This is a genomic window from Glutamicibacter sp. NPDC055354 (assembly GCF_053644955.1).
Map to the genome: position 1 here is coordinate 97,476 of NZ_JBSHMB010000004.1, position 14,828 is coordinate 112,303.

General features: G+C 59.9%; 14 protein-coding genes and 1 riboswitch. Of the genes, 9 read left to right on the plus strand and 5 right to left on the minus strand.

Translation table 11 applies throughout. The annotated features are described in order from the left end of the window. Window positions 1-9 precede the first annotated feature (9 nt). Window positions 10-1,413, plus strand: a complete 1,404-nt coding sequence (locus tag ACWICV_RS15520; protein WP_400291118.1) for an LLM class flavin-dependent oxidoreductase — start codon at window positions 10-12, stop codon at window positions 1,411-1,413. A gap of 82 nt (window positions 1,414-1,495) precedes the next feature. Here the strand turns inward: ACWICV_RS15520 and ggt are convergent, their stop codons facing one another. After that, a complete protein-coding gene (gene ggt / locus ACWICV_RS15525) occupies window positions 1,496-3,319 on the minus strand; it encodes a gamma-glutamyltransferase (RefSeq protein ID WP_454091301.1) in 1,824 nt (607 codons plus the stop codon). Between the two features lie 215 nt (window positions 3,320-3,534). Next, window positions 3,535-4,398, minus strand: a complete 864-nt coding sequence (locus tag ACWICV_RS15530) for an NAD(P)H-binding protein (RefSeq protein WP_332498689.1) — start codon at window positions 4,396-4,398, stop codon at window positions 3,535-3,537. A gap of 283 nt (window positions 4,399-4,681) precedes the next feature. Then, a riboswitch (SAM riboswitch) is annotated at window positions 4,682-4,771 on the plus strand. A gap of 83 nt (window positions 4,772-4,854) precedes the next feature. Here ACWICV_RS15530 and ACWICV_RS15535 point away from each other — a divergent pair. The 8 genes from ACWICV_RS15535 (at window position 4,855) to ACWICV_RS15570 (ending at window position 11,322) form a co-directional block, all read left to right on the plus strand. Then, a complete protein-coding gene (locus ACWICV_RS15535) occupies window positions 4,855-5,661 on the plus strand; it encodes a methionine ABC transporter ATP-binding protein (RefSeq protein ID WP_286134248.1) in 807 nt (268 codons plus the stop codon). A 16-nt stretch (window positions 5,662-5,677) separates the two neighbouring features. Next, a complete protein-coding gene (locus ACWICV_RS15540; protein WP_105657960.1) occupies window positions 5,678-6,394 on the plus strand; it encodes a methionine ABC transporter permease in 717 nt (238 codons plus the stop codon). A 43-nt stretch (window positions 6,395-6,437) separates the two neighbouring features. Then, window positions 6,438-7,310: a MetQ/NlpA family ABC transporter substrate-binding protein gene (locus tag ACWICV_RS15545; RefSeq protein ID WP_105657961.1), complete on the plus strand. Its 873-nt coding sequence runs from the start codon at window positions 6,438-6,440 to the stop codon at window positions 7,308-7,310. 94 nt (window positions 7,311-7,404) lie between these two features. Beyond that, window positions 7,405-8,622, plus strand: coding sequence for an acyl-CoA dehydrogenase family protein (locus ACWICV_RS15550; protein WP_402473708.1), 1,218 nt, complete (start codon window positions 7,405-7,407; stop codon window positions 8,620-8,622). 2 nt (window positions 8,623-8,624) lie between these two features. Then, entirely contained in the window at window positions 8,625-10,043 is a 1,419-nt protein-coding gene (locus ACWICV_RS15555; protein WP_400291123.1) for an NtaA/DmoA family FMN-dependent monooxygenase, read from the plus strand. 104 nt (window positions 10,044-10,147) lie between these two features. Next, window positions 10,148-10,564 (plus strand): CoA-binding protein, encoded by a 417-nt coding sequence (locus tag ACWICV_RS15560; protein ID WP_332502855.1) that lies wholly within the window; start codon window positions 10,148-10,150, stop codon window positions 10,562-10,564. Between the two features lie 10 nt (window positions 10,565-10,574). Continuing rightward, complete coding sequence (locus ACWICV_RS15565; protein WP_105657964.1) at window positions 10,575-10,994, plus strand: MmcQ/YjbR family DNA-binding protein; 420 nt, start codon at window positions 10,575-10,577, stop codon at window positions 10,992-10,994. 4 nt (window positions 10,995-10,998) lie between these two features. Next, window positions 10,999-11,322, plus strand: coding sequence for a putative quinol monooxygenase (locus ACWICV_RS15570; RefSeq protein WP_105657965.1), 324 nt, complete (start codon window positions 10,999-11,001; stop codon window positions 11,320-11,322). Window positions 11,323-11,392: 70 nt separating this feature from the next. On the opposite strand, the gene ACWICV_RS15575 is transcribed toward ACWICV_RS15570, so the two are convergent. The 3 genes from ACWICV_RS15575 to ACWICV_RS15585 all read right to left on the minus strand — a co-directional run bounded on the left by ACWICV_RS15575 (window position 11,393) and on the right by ACWICV_RS15585 (window position 14,692). After that, window positions 11,393-13,426: a bifunctional metallophosphatase/5'-nucleotidase gene (locus ACWICV_RS15575; protein WP_105657966.1), complete on the minus strand. Its 2,034-nt coding sequence runs from the start codon at window positions 13,424-13,426 to the stop codon at window positions 11,393-11,395. Window positions 13,427-13,601: 175 nt separating this feature from the next. Beyond that, window positions 13,602-13,814, minus strand: a complete 213-nt coding sequence (locus tag ACWICV_RS15580) for a hypothetical protein (protein WP_105657967.1) — start codon at window positions 13,812-13,814, stop codon at window positions 13,602-13,604. Window positions 13,815-13,984: 170 nt separating this feature from the next. Then, a complete protein-coding gene (locus ACWICV_RS15585) occupies window positions 13,985-14,692 on the minus strand; it encodes an HNH endonuclease family protein (RefSeq protein ID WP_332488394.1) in 708 nt (235 codons plus the stop codon). Window positions 14,693-14,828: the final 136 nt, after the last annotated feature.

Genomic DNA, 14,828 nt, shown 5'->3' on the forward strand with positions numbered 1-14,828 from the left:
GGCAAAGCCATGAGCGAGAACAAGCGCGAGATCTTATTCAACGCATTCGACATGAACTGCGTGGTGCACCAGTCGCCGGGCCTGTGGCGCCATCCGCAGGACAAGGCCTCGACCTACAACACCCTGGGCTACTGGACCCACCTGGCCAAGGTGCTGGAAAAGGGGAAGTTCGACGGGCTGTTCCTTGCTGACGTGCTGGGCACCTACGACGTGTACAAGGGCACCAACGTGACCCCGCTGGGCTCCGGCGCGCAGGCACCGGTCAACGACCCGATGATGCTGGTTTCCGCCATGGCCGCTGTGACCCAGAACCTCGGCTTCGGCGTCACCGCAGGTACCGCCTATGAGCACCCGTACGCTTTCGCCCGCCGCTTGGCCACCTTGGACCACCTGACCAACGGCCGCGTGGGCTGGAACGTCGTCACCGGCTACCTGCCATCGGCGGCCCGCAATATGGGCCAGGAAGACCAGATGGAGCACGACGAGCGCTACAACCACGCCGATGAGTACCTCGAGGTGGTCTACAAGCTGCTCGAAGGCTCGTGGGAAGACGACGCGGTGCAGAACAACAAGGCCACCGGCGTCTACACCGACCCGGCCAAGGTGCACCCGATCGAGCACGAGGGCAAGTACTTCAAGGTCCCGGGCATCGCCATCACCGAGCCGTCCACCCAGCGCACCCCGGTGATCTACCAGGCCGGCGCCTCCAAGCGCGGCACCGAGTTCGCCGCGTCGAACGCCGAAGCGATCTTCGTCAATTGCCCCACCCGCGACCTGCTGAAGGAAGCGGTCAGCAAGATCCGTGACGCTGCCGAGGCCGCCGGGCGTGGCCGCTACGACATCAAGGTCTTCGCCATGCAGACCATCATTACCGCCGAAACCACCGAACTGGCCCAGGCGAAGTTCCAGGACTACAGCTCCTACGTGGATATCGAGGGGTCGCTGGCACTGCTGTCCGGCTGGACCGGCATCGACATGTCCGTCTACGGTCCCGACGATGTCATCGGCGACGACGTGAAGTCCAACGCCATCCAGTCCTCGGTGGAAACCTTCAAGAAGGCCAGCGGCGATACCGGCAAGCCGTGGACCATCCGCCAGCTGGCCGAATGGATCGGCGTGGGCGGATTCGGCCCGGTCTCCGTTGGTTCCGGCGCCGAGGTAGCCGAGAAGCTCATCGACTGGGTGGACTACACTGACGTGGACGGCTTCAACCTCGCCTATGCTGTCACTCCGGGCACCTTCGAGGACATCGTCGAGTACGTGGTTCCCGAGCTGCAGGCGCGCGGGGTCTACAAGACCGAATACACCGAGGGCTCGCTGCGCCACAAGATGTTCGGCGCCGGCGACCGCGTGAAGGACACCCACCGCGCAGCCCGGTACAAGATCTCCAACCGGATGGCCGCGCAGGCCTAGGCGCATCGCCTGCTAGCGCAGCAGACAGCGGCCCCCGGCACCTTCGAATGAAGTTGCCGGGGGCCGCCGTCTGCCTGCGGGCCTATTCGGTTGGCTGCAGCACCATGGCTGAACCGCCGCCGCGCCTCGTGGGCTCGGCCGCGGCGGTGAGTGTGCCGTCGGCAGCGATTTCCACCGCTTCAACCGCCCCGATTTCCGCCTGCGGAGTGAAGGAATCCCCAGCTGGCGCGAGCTTGTGCCCGAAGGCTTCGAGCGCCGAACCATGGGCTTGGATGAACTCCGGTTCCGCGGTGACCACTGCCGTATTGCGCTGGGAAGCACGTGGAGCGGCGATGGCTTCGCTGATATCCATGCCCAGATCAATGCGGTTCACCAGGGTCTGCAGCACCGTGGTGATGATGGTTGAACCACCGGGGGAGCCGATGGCCAGCACCGGCTCGCCGTCCTGCAGGACAATGGTCGGAGCCATCGAGGAACGCGGGCGCTTGCCAGGTTCAATGCGGTTCGGATCCTGCGGGTCGTACACCGTGGAGAAATCGGTCAGCTCGTTGTTCAGCAGGAAACCGCGATCGGGGACCACCATACCCGAGCCGCCGGTCTGCTCGATGGTCAACGTGTAGGAAACGGCATTGCCCCAACGGTCCACGACCGACAGATGGGTGGTGGAGATGTTCTCCGTATCCTGCTCCACTACCGGTTCGCTGGTAGCCGCAGGGCATTGGCCATCATAGTTTTCAAGGTTGCCCGGAGCGACCGGCTTCGTTGCGGCCTGATCCGGATCAATGGCGCAGGCACGATCCGCGCCGAATAACTTGTCCGTCAAGGTCCGGGTCGGGACGCTGGTGAACGCGGGGTCGCCGACGTACTTGCCGCGATCAGCGTAGGCGAGCGCAGTTGCCTCGAAATAATGATGCAAGGCATCGGGTTCTTCCATGGCTGGCAAATCGAATTCGCCCAGAATGTTCAGCGATTCGCCGATGGTCGTTCCGCCACTGGAAGAAGGAGCCATGCCGAAGACGTCGTAGCCCCGGTAGTTCACCTTTGTCGGTGCCTGCTCCACCACTTCGTAGCCGGCCAGGTCGGCGGTGCCCAGCTGCCCTGCGGGAACCGGGAGGGTGGTGTCTTCGCTCTTTGGCGGCGCCTGTACCGTTTGGGCGATGTCGGCAGCCAGTTCGCCCTCATAGAATCCATCAATGCCTTGCTTGGCCAGCATCCGGTAGGTGTGTGCGAGATCCGGATTCTTGAAAATGCTCCCGACTTCCGGAGCATCTCCGCCGGGCAGGAACAATTCGCTCGTGGAGGTGAACGCGGCGAACCGTTCCTTGTTGTCCAGGGTCTGCTCGCGGAACGTCTCGTCGATGACAAAGCCGCGTGAAGCGATCTGGGTCGCCGGCCGCAGAACCTGTTTCAGGTTCTGCGAACCCCAATTATCCAGTGCGCGCTGCCAGGTGGCCACTGTCCCGGGCACGCCTACGGCCACACCACTGGTGACCAGGTCCGGGGTGAAGTTATACGGCTCGCCGGTTCCAGGATCGATGAAGGCATCATGCCCAATGCCTGCCGGGGCGGTTTCGCGGCCGTCGATGGTGCTGACCTTGCCCGACTTCGCATCGTAGTGCATGAAGTATCCGCCGCCGCCAATGCCTGCGCTATAGGGTTCGGTGACGCCCAGTGCCGCCGCGGTTGCCACAGCCGCATCGACGGCGTTGCCTCCCTTGCGCAGGATTTCGATGCCGGCAGCCGTGGCTTCCGGATCAACCGACGAGACTGCGCCTCCAGTGCCGATGGCGGTCGGGTCCTTCTGGGTGTGCCGTGGTTCGGCGCTCGCCGGAAGCGCTGAGAAAGCTCCCAGGCCCAAGGCGATGGCTGCCGCGCAGGCAACTGATCTTAAACGTACTCGTGGCATGCTTTGATCTCCTCTGCAGGTGGGGATGAAGTATGCGCAAATTTACGGGAGCGGGAACTCGCCACGCGGTTGTGACATGCAGCACCATGGGTTTGCGCGGCAATTTCGGCATTGCCGCGCGAATATTCCGGGTTGTGACGCGTTAAAGCGGCGGGCAGGCACCGCGGCCTCGATCGCCGCCAGTGCCTGCCCGCTGGAACCCTAGTACACCTGGGCTACTTGTCCAGATTGTCCTTGATGACTTTGCCCAAGGAAGCCGGGGCGCGGCCGATCAGCTGAGCCAGCTCCCCGGAGTCCACCTCCAGCGCTCCTTCTCGAATGCGCATGTCGGTATCGACGAGGATGTGCGCGAACGGTCCGGGGACGCCGGCATCAGCGTAGATCTTTTCCAGTTGCCCGGGATCCATTTCCTGGTAGGCGATGTCCTGGCCGGCGGCAGCGCCAACCGCGCCAGCAAGCTGGGCGAGGGTGAATGGCTTGTCGCTGCCCAGCTCGTAGATCCTGCCGTTCTGGTCTTCCTCGGAAAGCAGCACGGCCGCAGCGGCATCCGCATAGTCTGCACGGGCGGCAGCGCTGATCTTGCCGTCGCCGGCGGCACCGAGCACCGTGCCGCTGTTGAGGTAGCCCATCAACTGGTCGGTGTAGTTCTCGATGTACCATCCATTGCGCAACAGCACGTAGTCGATGCCGGATCCGGCCAGCAGCCGTTCGGTGGCGATGTGCTCCTCGGCGAGCTTCATGCCGCCGGACAGGGCGTTGGCAATGGAGGTGTAGGCGATCAGCGAGACATCCACGTGCTTGGCGGCATTGATGACGTTCTCATGCTGGGCAACGCGCTGGCCCACCTCGCTGGCCGAAATCAGCAGCAGCTTGTCTATGCCTTCGAGTGCGGACACGAGAGTTGGCTGGGCGTTGTAATCGGCAACACGGGTTTCCAGGCCTTTGCCTGCCAGCGGTTCCAGCTTCTGCTCGGAGCGGCCAATGGCGACCAGATCAGCGGCATTCGCCCCGCGCGCCAGCAGCGCGTCGATGACTAGATTTCCAAGCTGTCCGGTGGCACCGGTAATTGCGATCTTCATGGGGTCCTCTCGTTGGTCTGCATCTGCTACAACCACCGTAGGCATCGCTGAATTCCCCACCCAAGATTGCTGGCACAAGCCAGCGAGAGATGGGCAGAAACTGCAAGGCTTTCGTCACAAAGAGGGGAAGTAGCGAAATGTGTCAGATTGCTACGTGGATTATTGCGTGATTTCAGCGTGGATCCGTCCGGACTATGACTTGATGACGCCGATTGAAGTAACGTTTGCCGGCCTGCGGGCGTGGACTCCAGACTTGAATTGTTCGGCTCGTACAACCGAACGCACACCATCCAGAGCGACTGAGAGATCTGGCTCAACGACGTCGCAGCAACCACCCGAGAGGGAGCGGTGCTACAGCCAGAACCGATGGAGTACTTTCACTTCGCGACGGAAAATCTGTGGAACGCAGATGATTTTCGCGAAGTGCGCTCCGCATAACCAAGCACCAAGGGAGCGATGATGATTCGTCTTGAAAACGTAACGACCGCCTTCGGCAAGGGCCAAGATCAATTCACGGCCGTCAAGGATGTCTCGCTGGAAATCCAGGCCGGAACCATCCATGGAATTATCGGATTTTCCGGTGCGGGAAAGTCAACGCTATTGCGCAATATCAATTTGCTGCAGCGTCCCACGTCGGGCCAGGTCATCGTGGATGGCGTCGAACTGACCGGGCTCAGTGAAGGAGACCTGCGAAAGCAGCGTCATGAGATCGGGATGATCTTCCAACACTTCAACCTGCTGAACAATCGCACCGCGCAACAGAACGTCGAGCTGAATCTGAAGTTCGCTGGTGTTCCGAAAAAGCAACGCCGTGAACGTGCGCTGGAAGCGCTGTCCATAGTGGACCTCGCTGACAAGGCTGCCGCCTATCCAGGACAGCTTTCGGGCGGCCAGAAACAGCGCATCGCCATTGCCCGCGCGCTGGTCACCGAGCCCAAGGTACTGCTGTGCGATGAGCCAACCAGTGCCGTGGATCCTAGAACGACAACGTCGGTGCTGCAATACCTCAGTGACATCAACGCCAGCCTTGGCATCACCACAGTCATCGTCACCCACGAGATGAACGTTATTAAGGCCATTGCCGACAAGGTTTCGGTCATGGAAGACGGAGCGGTAGTTGAAGAGTTCGCCCTGAGTTCGTTGCGAGAACCAGGCTTTGAACCAGTGACGCCAATCGGCCGCTACCTGATCAGTGACGAACTCACGCTTAACCGCCAGCCAAAGCAGGACCAAGCCGTCGCTGCCACCGTAGCCCGCGTATAGAGAACCTGGATTACCAATGAATTTCACGTCAGTAGTGCTAGCCACGAGCAACGGCAACGCAGCAGCTTTCAGTTTTGACCGCATCATCGAACTTGCCCCGGAAATCTGGGTCGCCATGGCGCAGACCTTTGCGATGCTGCTGGTTTCCATCCCGATCGCGATTCTCCTGGGAACCCCGCTGGGCATTTGGCTTTACTCGATGTCTCCCAACGGTTTGCGCCCACGTCCGCGACTGCACCGAATCGTTGACGGGCTGGTCAATACAATCCGTTCCTTCCCATTCCTCATCCTGCTGATCGCCATCATCCCGTTCACCCGATTCGTTGTGGGAACTACCATTGGCACCGCGGCGGTTATCGTTCCGCTGACCATCAACGCGATCCCCTATTTCGCCCGGTTCGTGGAGCAGAACATCAGCCAGCTTGGCAATGGCGTTGTCGAAGCAGCGCAGGCCATGGGCGCCACCCGGGGACAGATCATCCGTGAAGTGCTGCTGATTGAAGCCAAGCCTGCACTGCTGTCTTCCATCACCATCATGACCGTCAGCTTCATCTCGTATTCGGCCATGGCCGGACTGGTCGGCGGAGGCGGTATCGGCGACTTCGCAATCCGCTACGGCTACTACCGCTATGAAACCGGAGTCATGCTGCTAGCCATCGTGTTGATGATCCTGCTGGTGCATGCAGTTCAGTTCGTCGGAACTCGGCTATCGCGCGCCGCTGACAAGCGCTAAACACAAAACCCGCTCAACTCGCATTTCAGTAAAGGACAACACCATGGCATTCTCTCGCCGCACCTTCCTAACTTTCACCGCCGGCTCCGCCGCACTCCTCGCGCTGGCTTCTTGCGGCCTGGCAGGTGGACAGGCCGCCGGCACCGGTGACAAGACCATCAAGGTTATTGTCACCGAATCGGCCCCATCGCAGGAACCAACCAAAATCGCACAGAAGCTGCTGGCCGAAAAGGGCTGGACTCTGGAGGCTACCTACGTCACCGACATCGTGCAGCCGAACCACGTGGTGTCCAATGGCGAATACGATGCCAACTTCTTCCAGCACGGCGCTTACCTGGAACAGTTCAAGAAGGATCAGAACGTCGACGTGGAGCCGGCCTTCTACATGTACAGCTCGCCTGCCGGCGTGTACTCGAAGAAATACGACGACATCAAGGACCTGCCCAACGGTGCGACCATCGCACTGCCTGTGGATACCGCCAACAACGGACGCGCTCTGGCCCTGTTGGATAAGGCCGGTGTCCTGAAGGTAGCTGAGGGCAAGAGCGTGATTCACTTGTCGCAGAACGACATCCTGGAGAACCCCAAGGGCTTCAAGTTCGTTGAGGTAGATCAGCAGTCGCTCTCAAAGACCCTGCCTGACGTGGATGCCGGGTTCCTTTTCGCCCGGCTCGGCGCCGAGATCGGACTGAACCCGAAGGACGCACTGCTCTTCGAAGAGGAAGAAGAAGCGCTCCCGTACATCAACATCATCGGCGCAAAGCCAGGGTTTACGGACACCGAAAAGGGCAAGGCGCTGGAAGAGGCCTACCACTCCGATGAGGTGCGCGAATGGTACGCGAGCTACCTCGACGGTGCATTGGGCACTCCTTGGGACCGCGATCTCGAAGCGGACTTCGCCACCTGGAATAAGTAGGCCCTTGGCCCCACGACGCTGAACTTCGGCGTTGTGGGGCACCACATTTTCCGACTCCTTTACTCAAAGTATCGACGTTCTGCAGGGAGAACTCATGACGATGATCGCCGCGCCCGCAATCGAAAGCCGCTACCAGGAACTTCTGGAGCGATTCCAAGCGGTCTTTGCCAGAATTGCTGAAGGAAGCTGTGAACGCGAGCAGCAGCGCATCCTGCCTTTCGAGCAGGTGCAGTGGCTCAAGGATGCCGGTTTCACCACGCTGCGTGTGCCAGAAAGCCATGGCGGTTCGCCTATCAACCACGAGCATCTGTTCCGCTTGCTGATTGAGCTGGCCGCGGCGGACTCGAATGTGGCGCACCTGCTGCGCAGCCACTTCTCCTTCGTAGAAACCATCTCCCTGCAGCCGGCAGAGTTCCAGGACCGCTGGTTCCCGCGGGTGCTTGCCGGGGAAATCTTCGGCAACGCTGCGACCGAGCGTGGCGGCAATGCCCTTGGCACCACCAATACCAAGCTGGTCCAGACCGGGCAAGGCTGGGTGCTGCGCGGCGAGAAGTACTACACCACTGGCTCGATCTTCGCCGATTGGGTAGTGGTCATGGCGACCACCGACGGGATTGAGGGGCGCCAATACGCCATCGTCGATCGCCATGCCGAGGGCGTGGAGATCCTTGACGACTGGGATGGCTTCGGCCAGCCGCTGACCGGTACCGGCACCGCGATATTCACTGACGTTGCGGTGGAAGAAGCCAATATCATTCAACGCAAGATAGCTTCCACCCTCGAACCTGCCTTCTTCCAGCTGTGCCTGCTCGCCGTACTGGCAGGTATCGGCAAGGGGGCCCGCAATGCCGCAGCAGGCATCGTTGCCAACCGCACGCGAACCTTCAACACCGGCTCCGGCGCGCTGTTCAAGGATGACGTGCAGATCCAGGAACTTGTCGGCCGTTTGGCGGCCAATGTCTTCGCTGCAGAGAGCATCGTGGTCACCGCAGCCCGGGAACTGGATTCGGCGCTCGACGAGGATCTGGGCTTGGACCCGCAAGCGGCCTACCTGCGCGCAGAGCTTGCCGTCCAGCAAGCTCACGTGGCCACGCCGAAGCTGGTCCTGGACGCCACCAGCGAGCTCTTCGACGTCACCGGGGCCTCTGCGATTTCGACCACCAAGTCGCTGGACCGCTTCTGGCGCAATGCCCGCACGGTGGCCACCCACAATCCGGTGGCCTTCAAGGCACGCTCGGTGGGGGACTACTTCATCAACGGCACCATTCCTACTGGATTGAACTCGATCGGCGAAGCAAAGGCAGGAAAATAATCATGGGTACTTTCAACGAACGCCCGCGCTTGCTGCTTTCGGCCTTCTTGATGAACACCTCCAGCCATATCCTTGGCGGAATGTGGCGCCACCCCGAAGCGCAGCAGCATCGGTTCCATGAACTGGGCCTATGGGTTGACCTGGCCAAGAAGCTGGAGGATGCAAAGTTCGATTCGCTGTTCTTCGCTGACGTGGTTGGCCTTTACGGCGAGCATGAGGGTGGTTGGGCATCGCACGTACGAAAGGGACTGCAGGTCCCCAGCCATGATCCGCTGGTCCTGCTTTCGGCATTGGCCGCCAACACCAAGGACATCGGCCTGGCGATGACCAGCTCGGTCATCCAATCCCATCCATTCCAGTTTGCCCGGCAGATCTCCACCCTGGATCATCTCTCGCAGGGGCGTGTGGCCTGGAATATCGTCACCAGCGTACTGGAAAATGCGCACCGCAATTTCGGCGGGAAAGAACTGGTCGGGCATGATGACCGCTACGGTTGGGCCGAAGAATACGTGGACGCCGCCTACAAGCTGTGGGAGGGCTCCTGGGAAGAGGATGCCTTGCTGGCCGACAAGATTTCCGGAATCTACGCAGATCCGGCCAAGGTCAACAAAATCAACCACCGCGGCGACTACTACTCCATTGACGGTCCGCACCTGGCACTGCCAAGTGCCCAGCGCACCCCGTTCCTGTTCCAGGCTGGTTCGTCGGCACGCGGTTCGCAGTTCGCGGCCACTCACGCCGAGGCGACCTTCCTCTTTGCCCCGCACGCACAGTACGTGGCGAAGAAAAATGCCCAGCTGATCGAGCACCTGGCTGCTGCCGGACGCGGCCGCGATGACATCAAGGTCTTTGCCGGCTTGTCCTTCCTCATCGGTTCCACCGAAGCTGAAGCCAAGGCATTGGAAGCCGAATACGAAGAGTACCTGGACTTGGACGCCATCATCGCGCACATCGGCGGCGGTATCGGAGTGGATCTGGGCGGACTGGATCTGGATACCCCGATCGGCCAGATCCAGACCGAGGGTGCGCAGGGAGTACTTGAAGCAGCCCGGGCTTCGGTACCCGGCGGCAATCCGACCCTGCGCGACTTGGCCTACTACCGCGCCAAGGCACAGCAGATTTCGGGGACCCCGGAACAAATTGTCGATGAGCTCGAACGCTGGCAGGATGCTGGTATCGATGGCCTGAACGTGATGAATCATGTTCTTCCCGGCTCCTACGACAACTTCATTGAAGGAGTGCTGCCCGAACTGCGCCGCCGTGGCCTGGCCCAAAGTGGATATGCAGAGGGCAGCCTGCGCCAGAAGGTCTTTGGCCGTGGCGATTACCTGCCCGCCCATCATCCGGCGGCTAAGCACCGCGGGGCGTTCTCGCAGAACAGCGCGGCAGCCACTGGGAAAGCGGTTCAGCTGCAGCAGTGAATTCCGAACGCTTGGAAGGCCAGCGGTGTGAGCGGTTCCTGCCAATTGGACGTACTTCAGTACCTGGACGCCAAAAGTGCCAGCAACGCGGTATGGTGTCGTGCATGGACACGCAGCACGTAAATAATTCGGCAACAATCCGCAGGCTGTTGAGCACGCCTGGACGCTGGGCGGTTGTCGGGCTGACCAACAACCCAGCTCGCGTAGCTCCGTCCATCGCCCGTTTCCTGCGTGATGAACTGTCGATGCAGATTATTCCCGTGTCGTTAGGCGCGGAAACTGTAATGGGCGAACCGGGCTTCGCGAAGCTTGCTGACATTCCAGGCCCCATTGACGTGGTGGATTGCTTCGTGAACTCTTCCAAGGTGGGAGACATCGTTGACCAAGCCATTGCCGTAGGAGCGAAGGCGGTGTGGTTGCAGCTGGGCGTCATTGACGAAGCTGCCGCCCGACGGGCCAAGGATGCGGGACTGGACGTAGTGATGGATACCTGCCCCAAGATCGAGTACCCATTTCGCTAGTGAGGCATTGATGGCAACAACAGCTGGGCAAGAAGAATTGGAAAATGCGTGGGCGCAGCTGTGCCTGCGCATGCCGTGCGCTTACGCCGATTACCCCTTCGGCCCTGACAGCACCGTATTCAAAGTGGCGGGCAGTGATCCGGGCAAAGGCAAAATATTTGGGCTGCTCATGCACCTGCAAGGCGAATTAGTGCTGAACCTGAAATGCGAACCGGCTCTGGCAGACCAGCAGCGCAGCGAGCATCCGCAGATCACCGCGGGCTATCACATGAATAAGAAGCACTGGAATTCGGTTCGTGCAGGACTCGACCCGCAACTGATGGGCGAGCTCATCGAGGATTCATACGATTTAGTGGTCGACGGCATGCCCCAAAGGGATAAAGAATACATTCGTTTGCAAGGCGCAATTAACAAGGGAACCCTAGACTAGAGACATGTACTTCATCGTTGTTAAATACCAAGTAAAGCCAGAATCCACCCCGAACTTCATGGGCCATGTCGCTGAATTCACCGCGGCAACCCGCGCCGAAGAGGGCAACATCTTCTTCGATTGGTCCGTGAGCGTCGAAGACCCCAACGAATTCGTCCTGGTTGAGGCCTTCCGCGATGACGAAGCCGCGGCAAACCACGTGAACTCCGCCCACTTCGCAGCCGGTCTTGAGTCCATGCGACCACACCTGGTCTCCACCCCGAAGATCGTTTCCCGCAAGGTAGACGGCGAAGGCTGGGATTCCATGGGCGAACTGGTCATCGACTAAGTTATTGGGACAAAGGCAAAGGGAAGAACCTCTTGGTTCTTCCCTTTGCCTTTATCTTTGCCCTTGGGCTCTAGCGTCCGGCCTTGTTGCCGAAGCGGCGTATCAGTACCAAGGCGATGCCTGCCAGGACAACGACACCGGCGACGATGCCGATCCAGCTGGTGCCGAATCCGGTATCAGCTAGGTCTTCGGAGTCCCGGTTCTGGGAATCATCCTTCTGCTCATCCTTAGGCTCGCCAGACGAGTCAGGGGACCGGGTCGCGTCCCCAGTTGGCTCTGGCGAACTGGTAGGTTCTTCGGTCGCGTCGTCGGTTGCATCCTCAGATGGTTCCGGCGAATCAGTTGGATCCCCGGTTGGCTCATCTGAAGGATCCGGCGACTGCGTTGGCGCAACAGGCTCTTGCAGGACCGCGCGGCCCAGCGGAGCCGGCTCAACAACGTCATGTGCCTTGAAGTAGTTCACGGTGGCGTCCAAATCGATCTGGCCGGAGTCAGCATGATCGGTGCCGGCGGCAAACGCGGCGAAGTTATCGCCACCGGTAGCCAGGAATGCATTGGCTGCGACACGGAAGGTTGCTTCCTCGTCCAGTGGCTCGCCCTTGAAGGTGATGTCCTTGATGTGCTCGCCCTGGGCAGCGTCCTCGACGTAGGTGTAGGCGAGACCCTCGGAAATTCCCAGATGCAGCTTGTTGCGTTCCGATCCTGCAGGCTGCCACTGCTGCTCCAAGGCCTCGCGGATCTGCGCCCCGGTGAGGTTGAAGGTGATCAGGGTGTTGGCGAATGGCTGGACCTCGGCTGCGGCCTTGTAGGACACTGTGCCATCTTGGCCGTAGAGCAGGTCGGCACGCAGGCCGCCTGGGTTCATGAATGCGATCTCGGCTGGTTCGCTGGCGAAATCCTCATTAGAGGTAGCCCATAGGTGGATGTCGGCTACGGTGTTGCCCAGAGTGGATTCAACGCCTCGGTCCTGGCCGGGTTCTTCTCCACCACGAAGGATGTCTTCAGAGATGGCGCCGATCTTCACGCTGCCGACCACTTCAGCTTCCGCTTCAGCGGCGCTAACGATTTCTGCGACCTCGGCATTGGCATCAAAGTTGCCCACCCATTCGCCGTCAGCGCCCTCGGTTGCCAAGGCGATGCGCTCGGTAGCGGCCTCGGTGACTTCGCCAGTCTCAGGATCTACCTGCAAGGAAACCTTGCCCAAAGTGGTGCCGTACTGGTGGGACTGGATCACCGGGCGGCCCGCGATTTCGCAGTCGTAGGACTGGTGGGTGTGGCCCGAGAAGATCGCGTCGATCTCGTTGCTGGCCTCGCGAACGAGCTCGCCATAGGCGCTGTCTTCTTCGGCAATATCTGCGCACTGATCGCCAGCGGAACCGTTGTGGGTCAGCAGCACCACTACATCTGCCTCGCCGTTCGCTTCATCGCCATCGGAGAGCTGCTCAGCTACACGGTTCGCTGCTTCCAGTTCGCTGCCGAAATCCAGGTCGGCGATGCCAGCTGGGGAAACCAGTGAAGGCATGTCTTCGGTAACGGTGCCAATGAAGCCCACGGAAATACCGGAAATCTCGCGGATCGCGTATTCCTGGAGGGCAGGAGCCGTGGTGCCCTTTTCATAGACATTGGCGCCCAGTGCGAAGTCTGCGCCGTTGACACCGCTGGAATCGGCGTAGCTGTCGATGACGCGTCCGGTCAGGTCCGCGAATCCCTTGTCGAACTCGTGGTTGCCTACTGCCGAGACATCCAGGCCGCCAGCACCCAGGGCAGCGATGGTTGGTTCGTCATCCTGCGAGGCGGAAGCGAAGGTTGAGGCGCCGATGTTATCGCCGGCGGAGACGAATAGGGTGTTTTCGTTTTCTGCACGCATTCCATCTACAGCACCGGACAGCACAGCAGCGCCGGCAGAGCTTCTGTCAGCAGAAATGCGGCCATGGAAGTCATTGATGCCAACTAGATCAATGGTGACGGCTTCAGTACCCGCAGCTGGCGACAGGGAAGCACTCTGCGTGGATGTAGCCTGAGCTGTTGCGGCACCGGTGGCGGCCAGCGAAATCGTTGCCAGCGAAGCGAGACCGAGTTTTCTTATCTGCCTGAATGCAGGCATGGGTACTCCTAAAAGTGACGAGTGTGACAAGACATATGTCTATCGCATCTGAATGAACCTGTCGATGCTTTGGCGTTAAATTTAGGTGCAGAAGTACAAGTACTGTCGGTTATTCAACAGAAGCAACCTCCCAGCCATAGGCCAAGAGGTTGCTTCTGATTAGAGGAGTATGCAGTTATTGCTGACGCTTATGCCGCGGGTCACCTGCGGTGACGGTGGAAGTTCCAAGGATCGCACTCAGCAGCAGCATGGCTGCTCCAATGAACATGAGGGTGGAGACGACCCAGCAGGCAGTGGCTGCCTCGCGCTGCGTGGTGGTCAGTGCAAAACTGAAGATGCACACGCTGGAAACCAGTAGGAGGACTCCGGGGATTCGTGTCTTCATCATGCGCCCTTGCAGTAGAGGATCAGGCCAAGCCATCGCAGAACATAATCGCTAACGTGTTGAATAATATCCATTTTGCCACAAGTCCATCGATTTGACGATAAGCCTTAAGGTGGATGTTTCCGTGCGATGTCCTGCGTACGGCTATGAGGCCCGGCGAAGCTGCCTGACTGCTAGATGCAGGATTTGAGGATGTTCCCGATCGCGGTGTGCTCTGCCTTGGTCATCCAAACGTCGTATTTGGCTTTTACCTGGGTCTGCCGCGAGACGTAAGTGCAACGGAAGCTCTTGTTGGGTGGCAACCATGATGCCGCGTCCTTGTCGCCTTTGGAAGCATTAGTGGGGCCATCGGAAGCCAGCAGGTTCAGCGGGTCATTGGCAAATTCCAAGCGGGTCTCGGCATCCCAGCGCTGCGCGCCCTTTTGCCAGGAATCGGACAGGGCGACAACATGGTCGATTTGCACGGAGGTGCTGGTGCCTTGGCCGCGCTTGAATTCGATGGTCTTGCCCGTGTAGGGATCATCGAACGTTCCGCTCAATACAACGCAGGGTCGCGTGGCCGGTTTATATGTCACGTCCACCAAATCGCGCGAGAGGATGTCGTTGCGCGCATCGCATCCATTGCGGTCCGGATCTTTCCATCCCTTGCCGAATTCCGCTCTGTCGTAGCCGGTTTTTGGTGCGCGGCCTTTGACCGTAACCTCATTGAGCAGTTCAAGGGATTCTGCGTAGATATCACGTTGTTCTGCGGTGCTTGGCGTCGGTGCGGCTTGGGCATCAGGAAGGGGCGGGAACTCAATGGTCTCCAATGAAGAGCACGAGCTCAGAGCCAGGGTGGACAGGAGGGCGAACAAAGATAAGGTGCGACGCAGCGAACGCATGCGGTAGTACTACTCCTAAGGTGGCTGGTGCTTGAGCTAGAAGATGCTCTGACTTGAACTATAGGCAGTGGAGCGGACCATTTAGCCGTCCATGATCCGTGTTGTGGCGTGAGGTCGGATGTACCGACTTCAAGGA